Here is a 19,020-nt window from a genome sequence, read left to right as displayed (position 1 = left end):
CTATATCGTTCGTTATTTGTTTTGTTTTCCAATGTATTTTTACTACTTCATTTGAATTTTTAAAAATATCCGTATTATATACAAAAAAAGTATTCCAAACGACTCATTTTTTGTTAAACTATATGTATATAACAATCACAGACGTTTTGATAACGTCCATATATAACAAAAAGGAGTTTTATATGAAGATTAGAAACCGTTCTCTCTTCTATACCGTAGGTTCTGTAGCGGTAACAGCCGGACTCTTGTTTAGTCTTGCCACTTCGCCTATACCATCTGTGTACGCTACTGAAGTGGCGATAGAGAATTATCCGTCACTTGCAATAACCCAGTCGGAAGTCACGATACAAGGCTATCTTATTGCACCACTTAATAGTAGTGGAACCGCTTTTGACGCTACTAACAAAACAAATCTAGCCCTTGGTGCAAGCATGGATACTGCGGCAGCCGACACTATCCCTATTCAACTAAAAGAACCTCTTCGTAGCCAATTCAACCTCGTTGATCATCCCGAACTAGTCGGAAAATTGGTTCGCATCACAGGAACTAGCGATACATACATGAAGCGAGCTGGGATCAAGCCAGCTACAGCGATTGAAATCGTAGATTCATCTTCTACTAATGTTCAACCACCAACCAGTGAAAATACGACTACCGAGTCAAGTGACCTTGTTTCTACACCGATTGCTACTGTTCGCTCTGGTGCACAAGGAACAGAGTACACAGTTTCTGGTAAAATTATTAGCCTAGTAAACGGTTGGGGAGGAAATGGCTTTTACCTCCAAGATTCTGACGGTGCTGGTATCTATATCTATCCTGGGGCTGCCTTGGGCTATCAGCCTGGTGATACAGTCCAATTAACAGGAACATTGGGTGAGTATAAAGGCGAACTCCAACTAACCACAGTTAGCAACCACAAGGCTATATCTGAGCATTTCAACGCTCCCGTTACAGAAACAAATATCGCTCAGTTAGCAACTCAGGCACAGGCAACACTAGTTTCTCTAAAAAACTTGACTGTCGGAGATATTCAAAGCGATAGCTATCAAAATTCTACCTTTACCGTAACTGATTCCGAGGGACAGACTGTGGATGTGCGTTTAGATAGTCGAACAGGTATCAAAACGGCTGATCTTTTGAACCATATCAACAAGGGAGATAAGATTAATCTAACCGCTATTTTATCCACCTATAATGGAAAAATACAATTAAAACCATTTGACCTCTCTCATTTTGAAGTCGTTGAAAAGGCAACAACAGAAACAGCACCTGGCAAGACCGAAACTGTAACAGTCGGTCACATTCAAGGTGCAAGTCACCAATCACCTCTAACCAATCAATCTGTGATTCTTAAAAACGTCGTAGTAACCTACGTTACCTCTGCCAATAACTTCTACGTGCAAGATGTCACACCAGATGGAGACGTCAAAACATCTGACGGTATTAATATTTTTAGTGACAAATTAAAAACAAATGTCAAGGTAGGAGATCTTGTCACTATCGCAGGACGTGTAGAAGAATACCTCGGAAAAGGTTATACAGAACGTGGGGAAACAGACTTAACCATCACACAAATTCGAGCTACTGAAGTAACTGTGGATGGGACTGCACCTGTACCATCTCCTATAGTCCTTGGTCTTGATCGGACCATCCCATCAGATATTATTGACAACGACGGTTTGGCTCAATTTGATCCAGAACAAGATGCGCTCGATTTCTGGGAATCCGTTGAAGGTATGGTGGTTGCCGTGGATGATGCAAAAATCCTCGGTCCACTAAAAAACAAGGAAATCTATGTTACTCCTGCCACTAGTCAACTTCCTTTAAATAATGTTGGAGGCATCAACCTTCGCCCTGAAGGGAATAATACCAATATCATTCCACTCCTTTTGAAAAATGGAAAACAGATTGTCAAATCAGGAGACTATTTCACCGGTCGTATCGCTGGACCAGTTACCTACTCTTACACCAATTATAAAGTCTATGTAGATGATAGCACCCTTCCAACCTTGCACGAAGGAGCTACAAAACCAGAAACAACAACCATTATCCCAAATGATGACAAGCTGACTATCGCTTCTTATAACATTGAAAACTTTTCTGCTGACAGTAAGTCAACATCAGATGCTAAAGTCCAACGCATTGCCAAATCCTTTGTTTCAGACCTACATTCTCCAGATATTATCGGATTGATTGAAGTGCAGGACAACAACGGTGCTACAAATGACGGCACAACTGATGCTAGTAAGAGTGCTGAGCGCCTGATTGCAGCCATTCAAGCAGCCGGCGGACCAACCTATACCTATGTGGATATTGCTCCTGAAAACAACAAAGACGGTGGACAAGAGGGAGGCAATATTCGCGTCGGCTTCCTCTACAACTCAAAACGTGTCAGCCTATCTGACAAACCAATCGGTACCGCAACACAGGCAATTGCATGGGAAAACGGCGAACTCAATCTCAGCCTGGGCCGAATCGACCCAACCAACCCTGCTTGGGCAGCTGTCCGCAAAACACTTGCAGCTGAATTCGTCTTCAACGGCGAGAAAGTCGTTGTCCTTGCCAACCATCTCAACTCAAAACGCGGTGACAATGGTCTCTACGGAAAAATCCAACCTGTCAGCTTCAAGTCCGAAGAAAAACGCCACATACTAGCACAAACTATCGCTGACTTTACAAAAGCAGGCTTAGCTCAAAATCCAAATGCTAATATCGTTATGCTAGGCGACTTCAATGACTATGAATTTACTAAAACCATAGAAATTTTAGAAACAGGAGGAATGGCTAACCTCGTTAGTCGTCACGATGCATCCGATCGCTTCTCTTACTTCTATAACGGGAACAATCAGTCTCTTGACAATATGCTAGTATCAACTAACTTGTTGGAGCGCTATGCCTTTGATATGGTCCATGTCAATTCAGCCTTTATGGAAGAACATGGCAGAGCTTCTGACCACGATCCACTATTGGTACAACTGGATGTGACAAAGGCACAAGAACCAACTCAACCAGAACCAACTCAACCAGAACCAAGCGACAAGCAGACAGATGACTCAGGAACAGTCAATAATAGTGATGACAATGGTACGACCAACAATAACAAGCCAACAAATCTTTCAACTTCTAATCAAACAGCTATAAATGCTGATGACCGTTCTAGCGCTACAGACAAGGGACAAACAACCGTGACCCCTACTGCCAAAAACAGTCAAAAGAAAATCCTTCCAAAGACAGGAGAAGAAACAAGCTTTGTACTTATCACAATCGGTCTCGTAATCTTGAGCGCCTGCCTTGTCAAAAAACAAAAAGAATCCTAATCATTTTTTGAGCTTGAAAGCATGACTTTCAGGCTCATTTTTCTACTGCTCCACCTCCACTTGTGCTATAATTAAAGTTATGGATAAAATTATTAAAACACTATCAAAGAGCGGGCATTTCCGTGCCTTTGTGCTAGATAGCACAGAAACCGTGAAAACAGCCCAAGAAAAACACGATACTATGGCGTCGTCCACCGTTGCTCTGGGTCGCACCCTCATTGCCAATCAGATTTTGGCTGCCAATGAAAAAGGCGACACCAAGATCACCCTGAAAATCTTGGCCAGCGGTGCTGTTGGGGCTATCATCTCCGTTGCCAATACCAAAGGTCAGGTCAAGGGCTACATTCAAAATCCTGACTTGGACTACAAACGGACCGCGACTGGTGAAGTCATCGTTGGACCTCTTGTAGGGAACGGACAATTCCTTGTAATCACAGATTACGGAACAGGTCATCCTTACAACTCCATGACACCCTTGATTTCTGGTGAAATCGGTGAAGACTTTGCCTATTTCTTGACAGACAGTCAGCAAACACCTTCTGCGGTGGGGCTCAATGTATTGCTGGACGAGGAAGACAAGGTCAAGGTAGCTGGCGGATTCTTGCTGCAAGTTTTACCAGGTGCGACTGAGGCTGAAATTGCCCGTTTTGAAAAACGCATCCAAGAAATGCCTGCCATTTCAAGCCTGCTGGCTTCTGAAAACCACATAGAAGCTCTGCTATCCGCCATTTATGGCGACGACGACTTCAAACGCCTATCAGAAGAAGAAATCGGCTTTGTCTGCGACTGCTCTAAAGACCGCTTCCTCGATGCTCTGGCCAGCCTACCCAAAACGGACCTACAAGAGATGAAAGAGGAGGACAAGGGCGTGGACATCACCTGTCAATTCTGCCAGACCCATTACCACTTTGACGAAAACGATTTGGAGGAACTCATCAATGGCTAATCTCAATACCCCTTTTATGATTGGTGATGTGGAAATCCCCAATCGCTGCGTGCTGGCCCCAATGGCCGGCGTGACCAACTCGGCCTTCCGTACCATTGCCAAAGAAATGGGTGCAGGTCTGGTCGTTATGGAAATGATTTCTGAAAAAGGCCTTCTCTACAACAACGAGAAGACCCTCCACATGCTCCATATCGATGACAACGAATACCCTATGTCTATCCAGCTTTTTGGTGGCGACGCCGAAGGACTGAAACGGGCCGCCGACTTCATCCAGAAAAACACCAAGGCCAACATCGTAGATATCAACATGGGGTGCCCTGTCAACAAGGTCATCAAGAACGAGGCTGGTGCCAAGTGGCTCAAGGACCCCGACAAGATCTACCACATCATCAAGGAAGTGACCTCGGTCCTCGATATTCCCTTGACCGTTAAGATGCGGACCGGTTGGAACAATACCGACCTGGCGGTCGAAAATGCCCTGGCCGCAGAAAGTGCCGGTGTGTCTGCCCTGGCCATGCACGGACGGACCCGCGAGCAGATGTACACAGGAACGGTTGACCTGGAAACCCTCACCAAGGTGGCTGGCAGCCTGACCAAGATTCCTTTCATCGCAAACGGCGACATCCGCAATGTAGAAGATGCCCGCCAGCGGATCGAGGAAGTCGGAGCCGATGCCGTCATGGTCGGACGAACTGCTATGGGAAATCCATACATCTTCAACCAAATCAACCACTATCTTGAAACAGGAGAAGTCCTGCCCGACCTCTCCTTTGACGACAAACTCAATGTCGCCTTCGACCACCTGACCCGATTGACCAATCTCAAAGGCGAATCCATTGCCGTACGTGAATTCCGTGGTCTTGCCCCTCACTACCTCCGTGGTTCAGCAGGTGCTGCCAAAATCCGTGGAGCCGTTGCCCGAGCAGAGACTATCGAGCAGGTCCAAGAACTCTTTGACCAAGCACGAGAAGCCTATCAAGAACGGATTGCTAAATAAGATAAACTGGCAGGTTAAAACTCGCTAACAATGAAACAGAAAAACGCATAAAGCCAAGATGATAACTTGATTTTATGCGTTTTTTCTATGTTGTTTTACAGTCTTTCCTTTCCAAAAAAGGCAAGAAAGGCTGGAGCAATGTAATCCTGATATTGTTGAGGTTGTTCACGAATGAGGGTGGCTGAAATACCAAATTTTCTAGGACTATAATGTGCTTGATAGCCTCGCCTATGCAGTTCCTGAGCGTATTCTTCCTCAGACACATAGAAGACTGGCACTTGATTTTCAGACAAGTCCAACAAACCAAGCAAACGTTCTAACCAAAGGTCCCAACCATCTGGATAGGCTGGCAAGTCGGTTTCATCAAGCGCACAAACTCTCACCAAATCATCTTCCTTAAACTGCTCTTGAGCAAATTGAAATCGTTTGGTCAGGTCTAAACCTATCCTATCCCCACGATCCCTATCATAGCCTGAAACCACCACACAAACCTGACCGCAAGCTAACTTTGCTCGTTCAATCAAATCCAAGTGTCCCTTGTGCATGGGGGCAAAAGTTCCGAAAACAACAGCTATGGTTTGATTCATAGATTTCCTTTCTACTTGCTAAAGAGGCGAGCAAGCTCACCTCTTCAACTATTTCATCCTTTTTTAAAACGGAAGAACAATTCTGCATCTGGAAAGGATAGCAACAACAAGCACTCCTTATCCCTTTACCACATCAAACTTGAGCTCTTCACCCTTGACCCCAACCTTCAAGGTCGAACCAGTAGCCAAGTCACCACGAAGTAACATTTCTGCCAACGGATCTTCCAACTTGGTTTGTAAGAGTCTACGAAGAGGACGAGCCCCCATTTCTGGGTCATAACCTTGTTTAGCCAATAACTTAAGGGCTGACGGTTGCAGTTTAAGGGTAATTCCTTTCTCAGCTGTTACAGCCAACAAAGGTTTAATCATGACCTTGACAACATCCTGCATATGAGTTTCCGTTAGGCTATGGAAGACAACTTTCTCGTCAATACGGTTGATAAATTCTGGACGATAGGCTTTTTTCAATTCCTCAAAAATGCGCTTCTCCACTTCCTTATGGTCCTTAGACAAATCAAGGGCACCAAAACCAACTGTCTTATCATCACGAAGGGCTGTTGCTCCAAGGTTTGACGTCATGATAATAATAGTATTTGAGAAATCAACCTTACGTCCCTTACTGTCCGTCAAGACACCATCATCCAAGACCTGCAAGAGAACATTGAAAATATCTGGATGAGCCTTTTCAACCTCATCAAAGAGGAGAACAGAATAAGGTTTGTTACGAACTTTTTCCGTCAATTCGCCACCTTCTTCATAGCCCACGTAGCCTGGAGGCGCTCCATTGAGACGGCTGGCCGCAAATTTCTCCATATACTCAGACATATCAAAACGGATAAGAGCAGATTCATCATCAAAGAGAACCTCCGCCAAGGCTTTAGCAAGCTCTGTCTTACCGACACCAGTTGGTCCCAAGAACATAAAGGAACCAATCGGTCTGCGACCTGTACGAATACCTGACTGATTGCGACGAATAGCTCTGCTAACTGCAGAAATAGCTTCTTCCTGCCCAATCACACGCTTGTGCAATTCTGTTTCCAGATTCAGATACTTCTTAGTATCTGATTGGCTAAGTTTGGCTACTGGGATACCTGACAAGCGGCTAAGTGTTTCTAAAACATCTTCTTCTGTTACTTCAAGGTCATAGTTTTGACTAGCCTCGGCATCTTCTTTCGTTTTAATCAACAGCTTGCTGACAGTCTTATATTTTTTATCCATCAAGGCCTTGTCTATGCTCGTCAGTCCTGTTTCCTCAGCCTGCCCTTTCACTCGATTTTGTACCGTTGCACTGGCTTCATCCAGCAAATCAATAGCTGAATCTGGCAGGTTTTTACTGGTCAAATACCGCTTAGCGTAGGTCACAGCAGTCTCTACAGCTGCTTGTCCAATACGGACCCTGTGGTATTTTTCAAAAGTACCTTTTAAACCAGTCAAAATGGCAATGCTATCTTCCACTGTCGGCTCTTCAATGGTCACTTTGGCAAAACGACGAACCAGGGCTGCGTCTTTCTCAATATGCTTTTGGTACTCTGTCTGAGTCGTCGCTCCGACCGTACGGAGGGTGCCACGAGCAAGAGCTGGTTTGAGGATATTGGCTGCATCCAAGGTCGAATCAATCCCTGAGCCAGAACCCATAATGGTATGCAACTCATCGATGAAAAGGATGACCTGACCATCTTCCTCGATGTCGTTGATGATATTATTCATCCGCTCTTCGAAATCACCACGGAAACGAGTTCCAGCGATAACGTTCATCAAGTCAAGTTCCAAAACCCGCATCTTAGCCAAGCTGACAGGGACATCACCTGCAGCAACACGTTGAGCAAGACCCAAAGCAAGCGCAGTTTTTCCGACACCAGCATCACCAACTAGAACTGGGTTATTCTTGGTTTTACGTGATAGAATTTGGATCATCCGTGCAATCTCAGCGTCTCGACCGATGACAGGTTCAATCTTCCCTTCACGCGCCAAAGCTGTCAAATCACAAGTGTAGTCTTCTAATCCACCACTTTGAGGTGCTGGGGGCATTCCCATCATCTGTCCCATATTGGTAGGTTTGGCTTTGCCACCCTTCATCACACTGCGGATAGCTTTAAGGTCCTCTTTGGTAAATCCCGCACGTGCCTCCAAGTTTTTACGCAAATCCAAGAAACGAAACTTATCATCTGAGTCTTCAAAACAAAAACCTACCTTGTCCAAAATCTGACTAGCTGTTGACCGCTTGTCCAACAACATAGCCATAAATAAATGTTCCGTTCCCAGCTCCTTAGCCTTGACGACTTCTGCAATTTTCTTGGCAAAACTAGCCGTTTCATCCAAACGTTTAGAAGATGGTAAAATACGAAAACTATCCAACTCTTCACGATAGACCTTGTCGGTCACAACAAAAGTTGCATGTTCATAGTCGGAAATTGAAATAGGATATTCTGCCAAAACAGCGCCGGCGACTGTATCATGGTTGATAACGAAAGACAAGAGAACATGCCAGGTTTCCAAGTAATCACAAGCATAGCGTTGGGCCACTAACTGGGCATCTTCAAAAACCCGCTGTAAACCAGTTGAAATTTTCATGAATTATTCCTCTTTCCTATCTAAACGTCGTAGTATTTGACGCATCATGCGTGCTCGAATAGTACTTGCATCTTTTCCTAATATTTCATCAGATCCTGTGGACAAAAAGAGATTGCCTTCTCGTTCTGTCATCAATCCTTCATCAAAAAGGAGCTGTAAAATATCCGCATAAACCGTCGCAGACAACTGCTCACCCATATTGTTTAACAAATCATGGACCAGTTCGTGCTTATCCGAAAAGGTAATCCGCCCAATTCGGATATAACCACCACCACCACGCTTACTCTCAACAATATAGCCACGGCTGGCTGTAAAACGGGTTTTAATGACGTAGTTAATCTGACTTGGCACCACTTCAAACCGACTGGCCAATTCACTTCGACGCAACTCAGCTACACTGACTTGGTCCAAGATGGCTTTGATGTGCTCTTCTATATAATCCGATGTATTCTTCATCGCCATAGTATCGCCTCTTTCTTTGACTATCTTTGACCATTATACCTTAAAATGACGAATTTTGAAAGCAAAAGCCTAGCAACTAGCGTAGCAGAATTTTGAAATCTGCTCTGCTTTATCCTATAATAAAAGAAAAAACAGAAAGGACTAGGGCTTCCGTATTTAGTTGAACTGAATACTGGCTACGGACTAGGCCAAAAAGATAAACGAGAACTAGTCGTCGTTCTGTTTCCTATTTTTTCCGTGTCCGCTTAAGGCCCTTTATATCTTATACCATGAACTTTCAAGATTACATTCAAGACTTTACAAGTGTGACTGTGGAGCAGGCACAGAACCTTCTAGCCGCCAAAGAGGGGGCTGTTCTCTTCATCGGACGAGCAACCTGTCCTTACTGCAACCGCTTTGCACCAAAACTCCACAAAGTCTACCAAAACAAGGAAGTGACCGTTCACTTCCTTGACTCCAGCCAAATCAGTCCAGAACTCCAGACCCTTCGCGACCACTACCAAGTTCCTACCGTCCCAGGCCTTCTCGTCGCAAAAGCAAACGGTGTCCAAGTCCGCTGCGACTCCAGCATGACCGAAGAAGAAATTGCGGCTTTTATTCAAGACTAATGCATATCAGACAAAAAGCACCGACCACAAGGCCGGTGCTTTTTAAGGAGATTATGAAAAATATTTAGGATTGATATCAGTATATCCGATATTGTCTTTTCAGACATCCGCCCTAAGACCGATTTTACCAAAAAAGAACTCCCTGTCGGAAGTTCTTGAATTGTCGAGTAGTCTTTCAGTTTGCTTTTAGTACACGCTTCAAAGGTTTGGGGAACCTTTGAAGGCTGGATATAGTGCGAACCAAGTTCCCCTCAAAAAGAGCCGTACAGCTTGTAAAGCAAGTCACATTCGTGAAGTACAGCTCTCAATATGAAAAGAACCCCCTTTCGGAAGTTCTTGACTATTCATTATTTACCAAGAGCTGCTGCCATCGTAGCTGCAACTTCTGCTTCAAAGTCGTTTGAAGCTTTCTCGATACCTTCACCCACTTCGAAACGAGCAAATTCTACAACTGAAGCGTTCACTGAGTTCAAGTAAGCTTCAACTGTTTTGCTGTCGTCCATGATGTAAACTTGAGCAAGAAGTGTATAAGCTTGGTCAACTTGAGTGTTGTCAAGCAAGAAGCGATCCATTTTACCTGGGATGATTTTGTCCCAGATTTTTTCTGGTTTGCCTTCTGCTGCCAATTCTGCTTTGATAGCTTCTTCAGCTGCTGCAATCACTTCGTCAGTCAATTGAGCTTTTGAACCGTATTTCAACAATGGCAATGCTGGTTTGTCAACCATTGCACGGCTTTCGTTGTCTTGCTCGATTTTGTGGTTGATTTGTGCCAACTCATCTTTAACGAATTGCTCATCCAATTCAGTGTAAGAAAGAACAGTTGGTTTCATCGCAGCGATATGCATTGAGATTTGTTTTGCAAGAGTTTCGTCGCCACCTTCAACAACAGAGATAACACCGATACGACCGCCATTGTGTTGGTATGCACCAAATGCTTGAGCATCTGTTTTTTCAACCAAAGCAAAGCGACGGAATGAGATTTTCTCACCAATTGTTGCAGTTGCGTTTACGTATGCTTCTTCAAGAGTTTCACCTGAAGGCATAGCTAATTTAAGAGCTGCTTCGTTGTCAGCTGGTTTGCCTTCTGCAATTACTTTAGCAGTAGTGTTTACCAATTCAACGAATTGAGCGTTTTTCGCAACGAAGTCTGTTTCAGCGTTCACTTCAACAACTGCTGCTACGTTACCGTCAACGTAAACACCTGTCAAACCTTCAGCTGCTACACGGTCAGCTTTCTTAGCTGCCTTAGCCATACCTTTTTCACGAAGCAATTCAATTGCTTTTTCGATATCGCCTTCTACTTCAACCAATGCTTTTTTAGCGTCCATAACGCCAGCACCTGATTTTTCACGCAATTCTTTAACGAGAGCTGCTGTAATTTCTGCCATGTCTATTCTCCTTGTTTGTATTTATAAAATAGAGGAGCGGGCTCAGCCCTGCCCCTCTAGGATTGTTTTTGTGTTTGATAAATGATGTAGAATGTACTCGGACTAAAAAGCTAGAATTTAGATAAATCTAATGCTTTTCTTAACGTCTTCGTTACTTATTTAATTGTACTCAGGCTAAAATCTTAGTGAAAAAGATAAACTTCCTTGTATGCAAGCATACTGCGTCAGTTTCCTATTTTCATACAGATTTCTAAACGCCTTCGTTACTTATTTTCCTTCTACAACTTCAACCAATTCTTCGATTGATTCTGTAGATGCTGGCTCAGCTGCCAATTCAGCTTCAACTGCTGCTACGCTGTCTTCACCTTGGTTGCCTTCGATGATAGCGTCAGCCATTTTAGCTGTAATCAATTTAACAGCGCGGATAGCGTCATCGTTTGCTGGGATGATAACATCGATGTCATCTGGATCAGTGTTTGTGTCAACCATCGCTACAACTGGGATACCCAATTTCTTAGCTTCTTTAACAGCGATTTGCTCTTTGTGTGGGTCAACGACGAACATTACATCTGGAATGCGTGGCATGTCAGCGATACCGCCCAAGAATTTTTCAAGACGAGCACGTTGCTTGTTCAACAATGCTACTTCTTTCTTAGGAAGCACTTCGAAAGTTCCATCTTCTTCCATACGGTTGATTTCTTTCAAACGAGCGATACGTTTTTGGATTGTACCCCAGTTTGTAAGAGTTCCACCCAACCAACGGTGGTTGATGAAGTATTGACCAGCGCGGATAGCTTCGTCTTTAACAGCTTCAGCAGCTTGTTTTTTAGTACCTACGAACAAGATAACTGCGTCGTTTGCTGCAGCGTCACGGATGAATTCGTAAGCTTGGTCAGCCAATTTTACAGTTTGTTGCAAGTCGATAACGTGGATACCGTTACGCTCTGTGAAGATGTATTTAGCCATCTTAGGATTCCAGCGACGAGTTTGGTGACCGAAGTGTACACCAGCCTCAAGAAGTTGTTTCATTGAAATTACTGCCATGAGTATTTCTCCTTTTTGTTTTTTCTCCTCTCCCGAACTTCGACTTGCAGCCCAACCTTTCGGCAACAAGACCACAATTGGTCCGAGATGAGTATTTGTTGCACAGCAACTCTATTAGTATATCAGAATACCTGTATATTTTCAAGTAAAATAGCAGAGAAATTCATGAAAATCTGCCATCAATCCGATTCCTGATTTTATTCAAAGTAGGTTTCAGCAACTACTGCATAGGTCCCTGCAACAACATCCATTTTTTCTAACTGACCGTTAGCATTGATCCTGTAAAAACCTGCTGATGGGGCTACATTAGGATCGGTCCCTTTCATATTTGGACTGCTGTGGTCTTCTCTAACCTCAATGTAAACCAATCCATCGGATGACTGAACATTTGTAACCACGTGTGATAGAAAATCATCTTTCGTAAAAGGTACGCCATATCTTGTAGCTGCATGTGCCTTAGCCCAATTTGCTGCCTGTTCGACTGTCAAATTCTTGGTGTCTACAGATGTATTAGGAACAGTTGCTGAGCTAGTTTCAGTTGCCACTGCTGAACTTTCACCGAGAACCAAGTTTTCAAAGAAAGCTTGTAATTCCTGGTTTTTAGTCGGTCGGAAATACAAACGCTTCTCTGGGTTGCCTTGGTTTTGCTCGGTAATCCAAGCAATCAACTGACCATCTTTAATCGTAAAGAGATACAGATGAGCCAATTGTGATTTTGAAGCTTCAATATCCGAATAGATCCCAACTACTGCTGTTTTTCCTGCCTCTACTTGACCAGTTTCACTCCAAACTAGGTCAGGAGTTTCTCCTAGAAAATCAGGCGTCATTTGCTGCCCTGAACCACTGAGAACACCTGAGGGCAAGGTCACACCAAAAAAGTCTCCCGTACGACTTGGGCTATAGGATACATAATTTTGGGGAGGCGAGAATGAAGGTCCCCACTGGTCAACCACAAAATTCCTCAAAGCCTCTGCCTTGCCAGCATCCCAAGGTCCGACCTGACTACTTGAACTGCTGGACGTAGATGTTGTGGAACTTTTAGTTGATGTACTGGAACTAGTACTTGTCGAGCTAGAGCTAGCCCTTTCTTTAGATGAGGACACTACCTCCTGCTTCTGATTTCCGCAAGCTGTTAACATACTTGCAAGAACCATCACAACAAAACTTGATGCGATCAAATTCCGCTTCATTTCCTATCTCCTTTTTCACACTAATCATCCACGCGGTAGAAGTTTTTGACTAACGCCTCTAGCACTTATGGAGTTCTGGACATTTGCTTGTATTTACATTATCGACAAATGTTCATTTTCTACTTGACCAATTTCACTATTTAAGGTACAATATTCTTTGTTATGGCGGTATAGCCAAGTGGTAAGGCACGGCTCTGCAAAAGCTTGATCGTCGGTTCAAATCCGTCTACCGCCTTTATTATAGGATTTTATCCGAATTTATACAAATCAAAAGCCCGATTTTTTGGGCTTTTTTGTTTTGTTATTTGGTAAAATTCGGTTAAAACAGAAAAAGATTTTGGACACCCAAAATATCAACAAACTCCCCATAGCTTGTCGCTATGAGGAGCATGGATATATTACAACTCAGCAATCTGGCTCAAATTAACTTCAGCAATGGTATCATTACCAAACATAGAGATAACCATCTTAACCTTGTTGTTGTCGATTTCTGTAATTTTACCTGTGTAGTCTGTGAAGGCACCGTCAATGATACGAACAGTGTCGCCAACTTTGACATCAATATCAAATTCTTGAACGGTTTGTCCCATAGACACCAAGATTTGACGAATTTCTTCTTCCAAAAGTGGAGTTGGTTTTGAACGGTTACCGTGTGAACCCACGAAACCTGTAACGTTTGGTGTGTTACGAACCACAAACCAAGCTTCATCGGTCATAACCATTTCAACCAAAACATAACCAGGGAAACGGTTTTCTTCCACTTCCTTGACCTCACCGTTCTTTTCAACCTGAACAGTCTGAGTTGGAATTTCTACACGAAGGATATTTTCCAACATGTTATAAGTGTGGGCACGTTGGAGCAAGTTTTCCTTGACCTTATTCTCATATCCTGAATAGGTTTGTAAAACAAACCAGCCTTTATCAAAACTATCGTACATTTTAACTTCCTTTCTTTGGAAACACTGCATTTTTTAGACGCTAAAAAAAGCCCGAAGGCTTTCGCTTTTCTTTATTATATCACTTCCATTTTACAAATGGCAAGTATTTTCTAGAAAAGATTGATCAAGCTCATGATTCCTCTTGACAAAATTAAGTCAAAAAGGTAAACCACTGCTACGAAAAATGCTGTATACTGCACAACAGATACGAAATCTTGCCAGCTCTGCTTACGAGTTGGCCAAGACGTATCTTTCAAAATACGAATAATATCTTTGAAAAATTTCACGCGCGACTCCTATCTGGTTTCCTTGTGAACGGTGTATTGTCCACAATGTTTACAAAATTTATTTACTTCTAACCGTGTTGGCTTGGGATTACTCGAAAGACTAATCGAATAGTTTCGAGAACCGCAAACAGTACAGGCTAGGCTTGCTTTTTTTAGTGCCATATAGCCCTCCATCTATATCATTCTATCACGTTTCTACGGATTTGACAACTCCCCAAACCAAGACGTGATATTATCCCACAAGGTCTTTGCTCGCTCTGGCAACTGTGCATCAATCAAGTTTTGCTTAGTCTGCTCAATCAAGTTTCGCGCCTGGTCAGAAATCTCCTGCACCTGCTTTTGATTGATTCCAAATTCAGACTGTGTTACGGACTCTTCAGCAACCTCTACAATTCCATTTTGAACATAGGCATTCTCTACATCAAACTGTGTCCCAGCTGTGTAAGGCAAGATCGAATTAGCAACCGTTTGAAAGACGGCCGGTGCCATCCAGTAGCCACTGCTATCAATGTAATGATTCTCATCCGTCTGTTCAAAACCAACCCATTGACTGATAACCAAATCAGGTGTATAAGCAATATACCACTGGTCATTAACAAGATTTACATCAAAACTTGTTTCGGTTGTTCCCGTTTTTCCTGCAAGATAGTAATTCGTCGCATCTGCAGATACACCTAAACCATTCGTATAGGTCCCAAGCATCATAGAGGTCATTTTATCTGCAACCGAGCGGTCAATTACTTTTGTACTTGTCTCGCGATGCTGAGCCAATACCTTTCCACTCGCTGTTTCAATACGTGTAATTAGATGAGCATCCTTCATTACACCATCATTCGCAAAAGCACTATAGGCCTGAGCCATTTGCAAGGGGTTCGTTTCCACACCTGATCCGATTGACGCACCAAGTACCTTTTCAACATTTTCCATATCAAGACCAAACTTTTGACCAAATTCAAAAGCTTTGTCAATCCCAAAGGTATTTACAATATATGCAACTGGCAGATTGTAAGATAAAGCTAAAGCTTGGTACATTGGAATGGTATCCGAAGTTGAATAGTCATAGTTGTGTAAGGTATAATCCCCATAGGTTTCTGTATGGTTATCCAATGGTGTATCAATTGCCCAGCCCGCCACTACTGCTGGAACATAGGCAACAAGAGGCTTGATTGTTGAACCAGGACTGCGCTTGGCTTGTGTCGCAAAGTTGAAAGTCCGAAAGACCGCATCCTCTGAACTGTTGACTCGACCAACCAAGGCGCGAACTCCACCAGTCGTAGGATCAAGGGCTACGCTGGCAGCCTGAGCATGGGTACCATCAAAACTTGATGTTGGGAACATAGTCTCATCATTAAAAATCACCTGCATACTGGCTTGAGAATTTTGATCCATCTCTGTGTAAATCCTATAGCCGTTATTAATAATGTCTGATTCTTTCAGTCCGTATCGCTCAATCGCCTCAGCAATCACAGCATCAAAATAGGATGGATAGGAATAATTGCTTTGTTTCCCTGTATAGGTATCTGAAAGCTGACTGGCTAGGTCTACTTGGAAACCTGCATCTGCAGTCGCCTGATCAATATAACCAGCATTGACCATATTTTGCAGGACTGTATCCCGACGATTAACTGCATTTTCTAGAGAATAATAAGGATTATAAATCTCAGGACCTTTGAGCATACCTACAATGACGGCCGCTTGCTCAAGAGTAAGATCACTGGCTGGAATACCGAAGTACTTTTGGCTTGCATCTTCCACTCCCCAAACACCGTTTCCAAAGTAGGCGTTATTGAGATACATGGTCAAAATTTCTTGCTTGCTGTACTTTTTATTGATTTCCAGAGCCAAAAAGAATTCTCGAGCCTTTCGACTGATGGTCTGATCCTGAGTTAGAAAGGCATTTTTTGCCAATTGCTGGGTAATAGTTGAACCACCTCCAGACCGACCTAACGTCAAGGCAGCCAAAATAGTACGCTGGTAATTAATGCCCGAATTTTTGTAGAAGCTCCGATCTTCTGTAGCGATAACGGCATTCTCTAAATTATCAGAGATAGCATCCAGCTCTACATAGGTCCCCTTCTGACCAGACAATGTCCCAGCTTCCGCACCATCTTTATCGTAAATAATCGTTGTAGCTTTTAGCGCCTGCTGTAAATCACCAACATTAGCTGTCTTTGCAAGGAAAAATAGATAGCCACCTACTGTAAGAACTGTCAAGACCATAAAAATGATCAAAATTTTAGTCAGTTGATAACGGCGCCAGAATTTGCGAATCGGCTCTGGAATACGTGATTTTTTCTTTGGTTTATCAACAGAGCCACGATTTCCCCTGCGGCGACGGCTAGGTCGGTCTTCATGATCAATTTGGAAATCTTCTGGAACTACAATCGGCTGATGTTGCAAATCGTCCATACTTTACCTCTTTCTAATGAATTTTGTACCATTATACACCATTTCCTAAAAACTAGCAGAAAAAAGCCTGCGATAACTTGTGACAACAGACAGGGAATTTTTTCTAAAAATATGATAAAATAGGGTCATTCTGAACAAAGAAGAGGATTCCCATGACACAAGTATATGACATTACTATCATCGGTGGCGGACCAGTCGGTTTATTCGCCGCCTTCTATGCCCACCTCCGTCAAGCCAAGGTCAAAATCATTGACTCTCTGCCTCAACTGGGTGGCCAGCCAGCCATTCTCTATCCTGAGAAGGCCATTCTGGACATTCCGGCCTTTCCAAGTCTGACCGGACAGGAGTTAACCGACAACCTCCTTGCCCAACTGGCACCCTTTGATACAACTATCTGCCTCAATGAAACCCTGACCGCCATTGAGCCAGGGGAGGTCATTACCCTAACGACTAACAAAGGCAGTCACCAAACCAAGACCCTGATTATCGCCATGGGTGGCGGGGCCTTCAAGCCTCGTCCACTGGAGATTGATGGTGCTGACAGCTTTGACAACGTCCATTACCACGTGTCTAATATCCAGCAGTATGCCGACAAGGACATCGTCGTCTTGGGTGGCGGTGACTCTGCGGTCGATTGGTCCCTAGCCTTTGAAAAAATCGCCAAGACCACCCAGATCGTCCATCGTCGCGACAACTTCCGTGCCCTCGAACACAGCGTAGAAGAGCTCAAGCAGTCCAGTGTTACCATTCACACACCTTTTGTCCCTAAAGGGCTTTCTGGGGAAAATGGCAGAGCTTCTGCCATTGATTTTGACAAGGTGAAGAGCGAGGACAAGCTAACCCTGTCTTTTGACCACCTCTTTGTCAACTACGGTTTCAAATCATCTGTCGGCACGCTAAAAGAATGGGGATTGGAACTCAATCGTCACCGCATCGTGGTCAACAGCAAGCAAGAAACCTCTGTCCCTGGCATCTATGCTATCGGTGACTGTTGCTTCTACGAGGGCAAGATTGACCTGATTGCGACTGGACTAGGAGAAGCCCCAACTGCTGTTAACAATGCCATGAACTACCTCAATCCAAACGAAAAAGTGCAACCAAAGCACTCAACCAGCCTATAAGATGAAAATTGACATTCGCATTCCCCAAGCCTTTCCCCAACTGACTGTCAAGGAAGCCTTGGAAGATTATTTTCTCATTCCCAGAAAAATCCGCCACTTCCTCCGCACCAAGAAGCATGTCCGTGTCAACGGTGAGCTGATTAACTGGCAGAGCCCGATTACCGCAGGCGACTTGTTAGAATTGACCTTTGACCAGGAAGATTATCCTGAAAAAAACATTCCTCTGGGACAAGCGAACTTGGTGGAGGAACTCTATCAAGATGAGCATTTGATTATCGTCAATAAGCCCGAAGGCATGAAAACCCACGGCAATGACCCGACAGAAATTGCCCTGCTCAACCATGTCTCTGCCTATGTGGGACAGACCTGCTATGTGGTCCACAGGCTCGATATGGAAACAAGCGGAGCCATTCTCTTTGCTAAAAATCCTTTTATCCTACCCATTCTCAATCGGCTCTTGGAAGACAAAGTCATCTACCGTGACTACCTAGCCCTCTGCCAAGGCCAGCTAAAAAAGGCTGACTGGATCATTACCGATAAAATTGGACGGGACCGGCATGACCGCAGAAAGCGGGTGGTCGATAACCGCAAGGGGCAGACAGCTCTTACTCAGGTCCGCCTCTTGAAGACCCTTGGTAAAAATAGTTTGGTCTCTTGTCGCCTCCAGACAGGACGAACACATCAGATCCGAGTTCATCTAGCCCACCACGGTCATGCTCTAATCGGCGACCCACTTTACAGTCGAGTCGCTGCCCCACGCCTTATGCTCCACGCCCAAAAACTCAGCCTGACCCACCCGCTGACACTCGAAGAAATTAGTGTAGAAGCAAGGTCGGAGAGTTTTGAGAAGGTGATGAGAAAATAAGATAAACAAAAACACCCCCAGAGTTCCCATGCTCTGAGGGTGTTTTTATGGTGAGTATCTCTATTAAGAAGTAAATAATTGACATGACAAGAAGCCAAACTACAAAGATTAGTATAGTTAGATTACGGAAATAATGTATCGATCCTGCATACCGCTCAACATAGGCCAATTTAGGATTTTTGGGGTTATAGTAAACTGCCATAGTCGAGCCAATAGGCCAATGTTTTTTGTAATTGTAGCTGTACTCGAATTTCCACAAGCTGTTAATAAGAACATGCTTGCGATTCATG

16 protein-coding genes and 1 tRNA gene are annotated in these 19,020 nt (G+C 43.8%); 7 read left to right on the top strand and 10 right to left on the bottom strand.

Features of this window, described 5'->3' with window-relative positions:
• The first annotated feature begins 182 nt into the window (after window positions 1-182).
• The 3 genes from NOL38_RS05845 to dusB all read left to right on the top strand — a co-directional run bounded on the left by NOL38_RS05845 (window position 183) and on the right by dusB (window position 5,260).
• Complete coding sequence (locus NOL38_RS05845) at window positions 183-3,317, top strand: DUF8508 domain-containing protein (RefSeq protein ID WP_277941655.1); 3,135 nt, start codon at window positions 183-185, stop codon at window positions 3,315-3,317.
• Window positions 3,318-3,396: 79 nt separating this feature from the next.
• The gene (hslO, locus tag NOL38_RS05840; RefSeq protein ID WP_013730589.1) at window positions 3,397-4,263 is read left to right on the top strand and encodes an Hsp33 family molecular chaperone HslO; all 867 of its coding nucleotides are present in this window, start codon (window positions 3,397-3,399) and stop codon (window positions 4,261-4,263) included.
• Window positions 4,256-5,260, top strand: coding sequence for a tRNA dihydrouridine synthase DusB (dusB, locus tag NOL38_RS05835; RefSeq protein WP_277941654.1), 1,005 nt, complete (start codon window positions 4,256-4,258; stop codon window positions 5,258-5,260). The genes hslO and dusB overlap by 8 nt, the downstream gene beginning before the upstream one ends.
• A 95-nt stretch (window positions 5,261-5,355) precedes the next feature.
• Here the strand turns inward: dusB and NOL38_RS05830 are convergent, their stop codons facing one another.
• The 3 genes from NOL38_RS05830 to NOL38_RS05820 form a co-directional block, all read right to left on the bottom strand.
• A complete protein-coding gene (locus NOL38_RS05830) occupies window positions 5,356-5,847 on the bottom strand; it encodes an adenylyltransferase/cytidyltransferase family protein (protein WP_277941653.1) in 492 nt (163 codons plus the stop codon).
• Between the two features lie 117 nt (window positions 5,848-5,964).
• Window positions 5,965-8,418 carry an ATP-dependent Clp protease ATP-binding subunit gene (locus NOL38_RS05825; protein ID WP_277941652.1) on the bottom strand — a complete coding sequence of 818 codons (2,454 nt, stop codon included), beginning with the start codon at window positions 8,416-8,418 and terminating at the stop codon, window positions 5,965-5,967.
• A 3-nt stretch (window positions 8,419-8,421) separates the two neighbouring features.
• Window positions 8,422-8,880: a CtsR family transcriptional regulator gene (locus NOL38_RS05820; protein ID WP_002937810.1), complete on the bottom strand. Its 459-nt coding sequence runs from the start codon at window positions 8,878-8,880 to the stop codon at window positions 8,422-8,424.
• Window positions 8,881-9,149: 269 nt separating this feature from the next.
• Here NOL38_RS05820 and NOL38_RS05815 point away from each other — a divergent pair, with 269 nt between their 5' ends.
• Window positions 9,150-9,488, top strand: coding sequence for a DUF6568 family protein (locus tag NOL38_RS05815; protein ID WP_277941651.1), 339 nt, complete (start codon window positions 9,150-9,152; stop codon window positions 9,486-9,488).
• Window positions 9,489-9,835: 347 nt separating this feature from the next.
• Here NOL38_RS05815 and tsf read toward each other — a convergent pair whose 3' ends face one another.
• The 3 genes from tsf to NOL38_RS05800 form a co-directional block, all read right to left on the bottom strand.
• Window positions 9,836-10,876 (bottom strand): translation elongation factor Ts, encoded by a 1,041-nt coding sequence (gene tsf, locus NOL38_RS05810; RefSeq protein ID WP_014638702.1) that lies wholly within the window; start codon window positions 10,874-10,876, stop codon window positions 9,836-9,838.
• Between the two features lie 267 nt (window positions 10,877-11,143).
• Window positions 11,144-11,920: a 30S ribosomal protein S2 gene (gene rpsB, locus NOL38_RS05805; protein WP_012775356.1), complete on the bottom strand. Its 777-nt coding sequence runs from the start codon at window positions 11,918-11,920 to the stop codon at window positions 11,144-11,146.
• 197 nt (window positions 11,921-12,117) lie between these two features.
• On the bottom strand, window positions 12,118-13,110 hold the full coding sequence (locus NOL38_RS05800) for a DUF4767 domain-containing protein (RefSeq protein WP_277941650.1): 993 nt from the start codon (window positions 13,108-13,110) through the stop codon (window positions 12,118-12,120).
• Window positions 13,111-13,274: 164 nt separating this feature from the next.
• Between NOL38_RS05800 and NOL38_RS05795 the strand changes: the two genes are divergently transcribed.
• A tRNA-Cys gene (locus NOL38_RS05795) sits at window positions 13,275-13,345 on the top strand.
• A gap of 163 nt (window positions 13,346-13,508) precedes the next feature.
• On the opposite strand, the gene nusG is transcribed toward NOL38_RS05795, so the two are convergent.
• From nusG to pbp2a, 4 genes are all read right to left on the bottom strand, one after another.
• A complete protein-coding gene (nusG, locus tag NOL38_RS05790) occupies window positions 13,509-14,048 on the bottom strand; it encodes a transcription termination/antitermination protein NusG (RefSeq protein ID WP_002940254.1) in 540 nt (179 codons plus the stop codon).
• Window positions 14,049-14,158: 110 nt separating this feature from the next.
• Window positions 14,159-14,335 (bottom strand): preprotein translocase subunit SecE, encoded by a 177-nt coding sequence (gene secE / locus NOL38_RS05785; protein WP_044774946.1) that lies wholly within the window; start codon window positions 14,333-14,335, stop codon window positions 14,159-14,161.
• 9 nt (window positions 14,336-14,344) lie between these two features.
• Window positions 14,345-14,497, bottom strand: coding sequence for a 50S ribosomal protein L33 (rpmG, locus tag NOL38_RS05780; protein WP_002940258.1), 153 nt, complete (start codon window positions 14,495-14,497; stop codon window positions 14,345-14,347).
• Between the two features lie 33 nt (window positions 14,498-14,530).
• The gene (gene pbp2a, locus NOL38_RS05775; protein ID WP_277941649.1) at window positions 14,531-16,744 is read right to left on the bottom strand and encodes a penicillin-binding protein PBP2A; all 2,214 of its coding nucleotides are present in this window, start codon (window positions 16,742-16,744) and stop codon (window positions 14,531-14,533) included.
• 152 nt (window positions 16,745-16,896) lie between these two features.
• On the opposite strand from pbp2a, the gene NOL38_RS05770 reads away from it, so the two are divergent.
• Window positions 16,897-17,865 carry an NAD(P)/FAD-dependent oxidoreductase gene (locus tag NOL38_RS05770; RefSeq protein ID WP_277941648.1) on the top strand — a complete coding sequence of 323 codons (969 nt, stop codon included), beginning with the start codon at window positions 16,897-16,899 and terminating at the stop codon, window positions 17,863-17,865.
• 1 nt (window position 17,866) lies between these two features.
• The gene (locus NOL38_RS05765) at window positions 17,867-18,730 is read left to right on the top strand and encodes an RluA family pseudouridine synthase (protein WP_277941647.1); all 864 of its coding nucleotides are present in this window, start codon (window positions 17,867-17,869) and stop codon (window positions 18,728-18,730) included.
• Window positions 18,731-19,020 lie beyond the last annotated feature (290 nt).

It is taken from the genome of Streptococcus suis (assembly GCF_029616525.1).
GTDB lineage: Bacteria > Bacillota > Bacilli > Lactobacillales > Streptococcaceae > Streptococcus > Streptococcus suis_AF.
This window is presented reverse-complemented; position numbering and strand designations above follow the sequence as displayed.

Bases quoted from the DNA above. Each gene is read 5' to 3' on its own strand.
- NOL38_RS05845 (WP_277941655.1), top strand. From the start codon at position 183: ATGAAGATTAGAAACCGTTCTCTCTTCTATACCGTAGGTTCTGTAGCG.
- hslO (WP_013730589.1), top strand. From the start codon at position 3,397: ATGGATAAAATTATTAAAACACTATCAAAGAGCGGGCATTTCCGTGCC.
- dusB (WP_277941654.1), top strand. From the start codon at position 4,256: ATGGCTAATCTCAATACCCCTTTTATGATTGGTGATGTGGAAATCCCC.
- NOL38_RS05830 (WP_277941653.1), bottom strand. From the start codon at position 5,847: ATGAATCAAACCATAGCTGTTGTTTTCGGAACTTTTGCCCCCATGCAC.
- NOL38_RS05825 (WP_277941652.1), bottom strand. From the start codon at position 8,418: ATGAAAATTTCAACTGGTTTACAGCGGGTTTTTGAAGATGCCCAGTTA.
- NOL38_RS05820 (WP_002937810.1), bottom strand. From the start codon at position 8,880: ATGGCGATGAAGAATACATCGGATTATATAGAAGAGCACATCAAAGCC.
- NOL38_RS05815 (WP_277941651.1), top strand. From the start codon at position 9,150: ATGAACTTTCAAGATTACATTCAAGACTTTACAAGTGTGACTGTGGAG.
- tsf (WP_014638702.1), bottom strand. From the start codon at position 10,876: ATGGCAGAAATTACAGCAGCTCTCGTTAAAGAATTGCGTGAAAAATCA.
- rpsB (WP_012775356.1), bottom strand. From the start codon at position 11,920: ATGGCAGTAATTTCAATGAAACAACTTCTTGAGGCTGGTGTACACTTC.
- NOL38_RS05800 (WP_277941650.1), bottom strand. From the start codon at position 13,110: ATGAAGCGGAATTTGATCGCATCAAGTTTTGTTGTGATGGTTCTTGCA.
- nusG (WP_002940254.1), bottom strand. From the start codon at position 14,048: ATGTACGATAGTTTTGATAAAGGCTGGTTTGTTTTACAAACCTATTCA.
- rpmG (WP_002940258.1), bottom strand. From the start codon at position 14,497: ATGGCACTAAAAAAAGCAAGCCTAGCCTGTACTGTTTGCGGTTCTCGA.
- pbp2a (WP_277941649.1), bottom strand. From the start codon at position 16,744: ATGGACGATTTGCAACATCAGCCGATTGTAGTTCCAGAAGATTTCCAA.
- NOL38_RS05770 (WP_277941648.1), top strand. From the start codon at position 16,897: ATGACACAAGTATATGACATTACTATCATCGGTGGCGGACCAGTCGGT.
- NOL38_RS05765 (WP_277941647.1), top strand. From the start codon at position 17,867: ATGAAAATTGACATTCGCATTCCCCAAGCCTTTCCCCAACTGACTGTC.